Origin of the sequence: Pseudomonas sp. AU12215 (genome assembly GCF_001675465.2) — a bacterium.
GTDB lineage: Bacteria > Pseudomonadota > Gammaproteobacteria > Pseudomonadales > Pseudomonadaceae > Pseudomonas > Pseudomonas nitroreducens.
Window position 1 is genome coordinate 1 of sequence record NZ_MACM02000158.1, and the last position, 5706, is coordinate 5706.

General features: G+C 55.3%; 4 protein-coding genes and 2 pseudogenes. 1 reads left to right on the top strand and 5 read right to left on the bottom strand.

Features of this window, described 5'->3' with window-relative positions:
- Positions 1 to 231 precede the first annotated feature (231 nt).
- Positions 232 to 588: pseudogene (locus A9513_RS35205) on the top strand (DDE-type integrase/transposase/recombinase); the annotation flags it as partial.
- Between the two features lie 197 nt (positions 589 to 785).
- Here A9513_RS35205 and A9513_RS24730 read toward each other — a convergent pair.
- From A9513_RS24730 to A9513_RS24745, 5 genes and pseudogenes are all read right to left on the bottom strand, one after another.
- Positions 786 to 1577, bottom strand: coding sequence for an AraC family transcriptional regulator (locus tag A9513_RS24730; protein WP_141678506.1), 792 nt, complete (start codon positions 1575 to 1577; stop codon positions 786 to 788).
- Between the two features lie 39 nt (positions 1578 to 1616).
- Positions 1617 to 2348 carry a TorF family putative porin gene (locus A9513_RS24735; protein WP_065327852.1) on the bottom strand — a complete coding sequence of 244 codons (732 nt, stop codon included), beginning with the start codon at positions 2346 to 2348 and terminating at the stop codon, positions 1617 to 1619.
- Between the two features lie 63 nt (positions 2349 to 2411).
- Positions 2412 to 4082, bottom strand: coding sequence for a carboxylesterase/lipase family protein (locus tag A9513_RS24740; protein ID WP_176707281.1), 1671 nt, complete (start codon positions 4080 to 4082; stop codon positions 2412 to 2414).
- Between the two features lie 343 nt (positions 4083 to 4425).
- A pseudogene (locus tag A9513_RS36640) lies at positions 4426 to 4842 on the bottom strand (IS3 family transposase); the annotation flags it as partial.
- 355 nt (positions 4843 to 5197) lie between these two features.
- Positions 5198 to 5686, bottom strand: coding sequence for a tyrosine-type recombinase/integrase (locus tag A9513_RS24745; RefSeq protein ID WP_255302888.1), 489 nt, complete (start codon positions 5684 to 5686; stop codon positions 5198 to 5200).
- Between the last annotated feature and the right edge of the window lie 20 nt (positions 5687 to 5706).

The following is a 5706-nucleotide window of genomic DNA, read 5'->3' on the forward strand; positions in this document are numbered from 1 at the left end:
TTCATCGGCATCCCCCCGCTGATTTGAATCCATCAAATCACAGCAAGGTCGATGCCAGCGTTTTTACACAGTCTGGGCCAGGAGCGGACATTCCCAAGCCAGCCCCTGAGTCTCAGGACTAGCGCAGCTGAGCAGTCTGTCGCTGCGCCGGGTTGCCCTGCGCAGCCAAAGTCAATCAGCTGTTCAACCAGAGTCGAGGATTTCTGGTCTCATGGCCGCTGGAACTCCTCAGCGGTGGTGTTGGATCTGCATGCACGCCGAGTAATTGTCTGGACATGCTCCGCCAAGCCGGATGCGGAGTTGGTCATCAAGGCGCTGGATATGGCCTACAAGCAACGAGGCAAACCGCAGCAGGTTTCGTTCCGATCAGGGTAGCCAATACGCCAGCCTCCTGTTTCGGCAGCGGCTGTGGCGATATCGGTTGGAACAGAGCATTTCGTCGAGGTAACTGCTGGGGCAATTCACCGATGGAACGGTTGTTCCGGAGTCTGAAGTCGGAGTGGGTTCCGCCGGCCGCATCAACTCAACGACGGGCTGCCGCCCGCCGTGCCGAAGAAAAACTTTGGCCCACTGTCCGGGAGGGGTTGACCACTACAAATAGGAAATTTGAAGTGAGTGTTCAAGAGGAGCGGCAGCAAAATACGGGGCGGCATGCTTACTGGCAGGATCCAGAAAAATGGACGAGGCGATGGAGATTCTGAGGCGCTCGAAAAAAAAAGGGCGGTTACCCGCCCAAGCTCCAAAGGGTTTACTTCGGAGTAGCTGTTGCGCGCGCAGACATCACGTCACTGTTCCAAGCAGTTGATGAGGTGTATCGGCGTTTCCGTCATCGAGCTGCGTGGCCCAAAATAATGGCTCAGCGTGCGAAGGCCATGCGCGTCGTCATAAAAGCCGACATGCTTGATCGCATCACTGGTATTCCACTGGAACGACCGTCCATAGCTCTCCGCCAGGTGCAGGCACATGTCGTGTAATTGCCGCCATGACTTGTACTTGGACAGCGTCATTCCGATCTGCTGCTTGAACAGATGGCGCAGCCGCTCAGGGGACAACTGATTCGCTGATGCCAGACTCTTCAGATCGAGTCTTCCAGCAGGGTTAGCTGTAAGCTGTTGCGACGCCGACATCAGTCGCCGATCCAACTCGGCAATCTGGTGCGTAGAAACAATCGCCCTGCGAATCAGGTCGACCAACTGCGCAGCCTCTGCCACAGAGATCTGCCCTTCAAGAAGTCGCTGAAAATAAACCTCCTCCCAGCCGACACCGTTTAGTGAGATATCGAATGGGCAGCCCCCATTCTGGATACACTGAATCTGCCGCCCCACGTCCGATACGGGGTCAAAGTACAGAATGGCGAAGCCAACGGCATTGGCGTAGCTCCACTTCCCAGCCTGATGAAGAAGGCCAGCAGAAGTGATCTCAACCTGCCCATCTATGTGGCACATGATGGTGTGACCTGGCTGCGCGATGAGCACAGCCGGGGCCAACATCTCCGAATGCTGATAGCCGTCGTGACCGGCGTACAGTAACCAGTCGGCACCCACAAAAAGGCTTTGATGCAAAGGATCGTTGTTCATAAACATCCTGGAGGGGCGTTCCCCTCCAGTCCTTACCGGCTAGAAGAGCTTGGTGGCACTGAGCACGAGGCTTGCGCTACACAGGTCATCATAGCCGGATATATTCATGCACTCCGTTGCGGACATGTCGGTATCGATCAGGCTCGCCTTCCAAGTAGCCCCCCAATAGTCCTTCTCGATTCGAGTTTCCCACTCGGCGTACTTCGAGCGCGAATCACCACTGGCGGAGAAGATCACTTCATCCTTGAAGTCCATCACCCCGTAGCGAACATTGATCCGAGTGCTGTCATTGAAGGGGTATTCATAGGACAGCGCGACATAGCTATTTGTCTGGTCGCCGTAAAGGTTGTCAGAGTACTTGAGGTCGAGCCCGAAGCCCTTGTAGTAGAGACTGGCGTAGTAACCGGACTGGCTGAGATAGCTATCCTTGTCATAGGTGTATTTCAGCCAGCCAATATCAACCAGTAGATCCTCCCCGATAGGGAGATACCAGCCTGCATAGTAATCAGCCTCACGGCTGGACTTTGTGCCCTCACCGAAATCCACTCCTGACGCCCATACACCGACATACGCGCCAATTGGCGAGACCAAAGTAGCGCTGGTTTGAAGAGTGGGATCGCCCAGGGTCTGGGAGATACCGTAAGAGCGGTAATCACTAACTGCGGTGAGCTCAAGCTCAAGATCAAAACCGCCGCCGAGGGAAACAGCAGACGCATTGTCCGCAGCCAGAACTGAGGCGCAGAGGATCGCCTGCGAAATCACTATTCGCATTGTTGTGGTGCCTTTTTGTTCTTGTTAGATAGGCCTCGCAGCTAGCGGCGGGGCAACTTCATGTCACAGGAGGGAGCCGAACTCTTCGTTCGTCCAGATCTGGCGGCGATCCGATTCCGGGTCGGATTCAGCAGCTGACTTCTCATCCCAGACCATGGTCTGGCGCTTGATCTTGTCGTACTGAGGCCAGTGAGGAACGCCTGCGCCATTCGGGCTTCCAGTTTTGGCAAAGTTTGTCCACGCGGACATCATTTGCTTGGCCAGAGCCGCTTCCACGTCACGCTTCTCTTTCTCGACCGCCTCGCCACCCGGCACCCACGCCAGATCAAGCGTGCCGAACATGAACGGGATCTCCAGAGCATGCACCGAGCCCAGGTCTGGCTGTCCTTTTGGCAGGTACTGCTTGGGCACATCCCAACGGAAGCGATACAGGTAAACGTTGGGGTTAATTGCGGATTGGCGCTCGGCCAACATAGTGGCGGGCTGGATCATGCTGAAGTCATCGTTCTGGGCAGAACGAATGACAACGTGATCAGAGGTGCCGAGGCTCTTGCGGTAGGCTTCATCCAAGGTCTTGCCCAAACGCTTTTCCAGATCAGCGCGGTATTCACCTGGAATCAGTGGAGATGCCGGGCCTGCGTCAGTCTCTTCAACGAAGGGGTTACGAAGCTGGCTGTCATACATGTTCCAGTAGTTCAGCTCGTTCTGGGTGGCCCCAACCATGATGTCAATCGCCTTGGCGTTGCCGCTGCGGATCAGGTCGTTCGGGGTCCCAATGATCAGCTGGCCGTCAGCGAACGGAGCGAATAGCAGGTCACCGAGCTCAGATTCTGCAAACACCTTCTCCTGCGCCATCAGCAGCTCTTGAGAGGAGGCCTTCAGAGCGTCGTCGACGGTTCTAAAGTTCGCGATCTTCGCGATCTCCTGACCAGAGCTCAGCGCAAACTCTTTGGTGTGGATCAGGTTGGTATTGCCGCTCTGTACGATAGCTCGCTTGTACAGCTTTTCAGGATCTTTAATCGACATCAGGGCGGTTACGGAAGCAGCACCAGCCGACTCACCAAAGACGGTGACGTTATCAGGGTCACCGCCGAAGGCAGCAGCGTTGCGCTTCACCCATTCGATAGCAGCGATCTGGTCACGCAGTCCGTTGTTGCCGCTGCCCGCGTATTTGGGATCTACGCCGCCTAGTTCCATGAAACCGAACAGGCCAACGCGGTAGTTCAAGGTGACAACAACGACATCGTGGCTTGCTAGTTGGCTGCCGTTGTAGAAGTCAGAAGAGCCGTTGCCAACAATGAAAGCGCCTCCTGGGATATACACCATGATCGGACGTTTCTTGCCGTCCGCTGCTGGAGTCCAGACGTTCAGATGAAGACAATCTTCGCTTTCGTAGATCTCAGCTTTACCAGCAGGAGTGCTAACGACTCGACCGGGGAATGGATATTCTTCGAGCGGATCCTTCACTTGCGGGCAAGTGGACTTGTAGCTGGCCGCATCCAGCACACCGCTCCAGGCGGTCGCGCGTTGAGGTGCACGGAAACGTAGCTCGCCGACCGGGGCGGCGGCATAAGGAATTCCCTTGAAAGAAATAACTTCACCTTCGGTGTGACCTTTGACGACACCGGTTTCCACCTGCGTACACAGCTCGCACTCGGCATTGGCCATCAGGGCGGTGCTTGCCCCCATACCAGCCAGCACCAATCCGAGAGTCGCCATCTTTCTTATGGTCATCTGGGTCTCCAGCTTTCTTATAATTGGAAGCTGGAGCATGCGTTTCATTTTGTAATAAGTATTGTACGAGACGGCTGGGATTTTCCCTTGCACCGACAAATCTTGCGTGCTAGTAGCGGAGACCTTCATTCAGGGCAATAAAAGGCATTGGCCACACGCCACTTCATGACGTTCTCGCGGAAACGGTCGAGCTCATGTTGTGGTCAACGAAAACTGGACATTGGTTTAGGTTTATCCGGCCAGTGATTCGGTTTCCGCGGCGTTCTGTATCCGTTGTAGCTGTGTGGCGGTTGATGTAGTAATCCGTCAGGTGGCGCAGCACATCAGCCTCAGCTTGCCCTTGGCTGGCATAGCCATGCTCCGGCTCCAATCCGTTTTTAGGCTTCTGAAAAAACGCTCCATCGGCGCGTTGTCCCAGCAGTGCCGCGGCGGCTCATGCTCTGCTTGATACGGTAGCGCCAGACTATGTGGCGGAATTCAATACTGGTGTAGTGCGAATCAGGTCGATTGGACAGTACCCAACCGACGCGGCGCGCATACAAATCCATGACTGCCGCCAGGTAGATCCAGCGATTACCTGCCCAGATGTAAAATCACCACACCACACTTGGTTACGCCGCAAACTGTGCCGATCCAGTGTGTTGGCCGTAATAGTTCTTTCACCATCGGCCTTGCGGTAGCGATGCTTGCGACATTGCGAGCTGAATAGCCTGGCGTCTTTCATCAGGTGTCCAGCCAGAAAGCGACCAACCTGCATACCCTGTATTCGCAGCGCTGCCGATTTCTGGCTCCTGTGGAACCACGACCTTGTGCCCCCGTCAGCATTACGAAAACGACGTGAGTTCAGATCCATTAGGTAGCGGCGCTCTCTGAGTTAGCGGCGCTCGACTTTCCTGAGCATTTTACGAATGAAGAAACGGATACGTGGCTGCGAATGCTAGGCATGAGGAAGAGTCCAAAGGTGCTTCGCAGCGACCTAAAGCTCACTCGTAATGCCGGGTAATCCTGCTAAAACACGCAATGCCCAATATCTTCGTCTCCGAACGACTGCTTCTGGCCGCTAGCGGCCTCAAAGAGGCGCCGGCTTGCGGCGCGGCGCCAACAGGGGAGCATGATCAAACCTCAGTCTGCTCCGCCATCTCCAGAGCGTCATCAACCTCGATACCCAAGTACCTAACAGTGCTCTCCAGCTTTGTATGGCCAAGCAGCAACTGTACTGCTCTCAAGTTTTTCGTTCTGCGATAGATCAGTGATGCTTTGGTTCTACGGAGCGTATGGGTTCCGTAGAGCGTGGGGTCTAGACCGATTGTGGTTACCCTGGCTTTCACAATGCGGGCGTACTGCCTTGTGGATATGTGAGCTGAGCGACGAGCACGACTGGGAAAGAGATAATCGTCGTTGCGACGGCGAGCAGCACGGATCCAAGCTTCAACTGATGCTCTCGTCTGAGCGGTGATTTCGAACTGCACCGGGCGCTGAGTCTTCTGCTGCATCACGATCGCGCGCGTCGACACGTGATCACCATGAGCTATGTCCCTGACGCGCAGCTTCGTTAAATCGCAGGCTCGAAGCTTGCTGTCGATGGCAAGGTTGAACAGCGCCAGATCACGATCCTTGTTTGCGA

Excerpts from the sequence above, each read along its gene's own strand:
- A9513_RS24730 (WP_141678506.1), bottom strand. The coding sequence starts at position 1,577 with ATGAACAACGATCCTTTGCATCAAAGCCTTTTTGTGGGTGCCGACTGG.
- A9513_RS24735 (WP_065327852.1), bottom strand. The coding sequence starts at position 2,348 with ATGCGAATAGTGATTTCGCAGGCGATCCTCTGCGCCTCAGTTCTGGCT.
- A9513_RS24740 (WP_176707281.1), bottom strand. The coding sequence starts at position 4,082 with ATGACCATAAGAAAGATGGCGACTCTCGGATTGGTGCTGGCTGGTATG.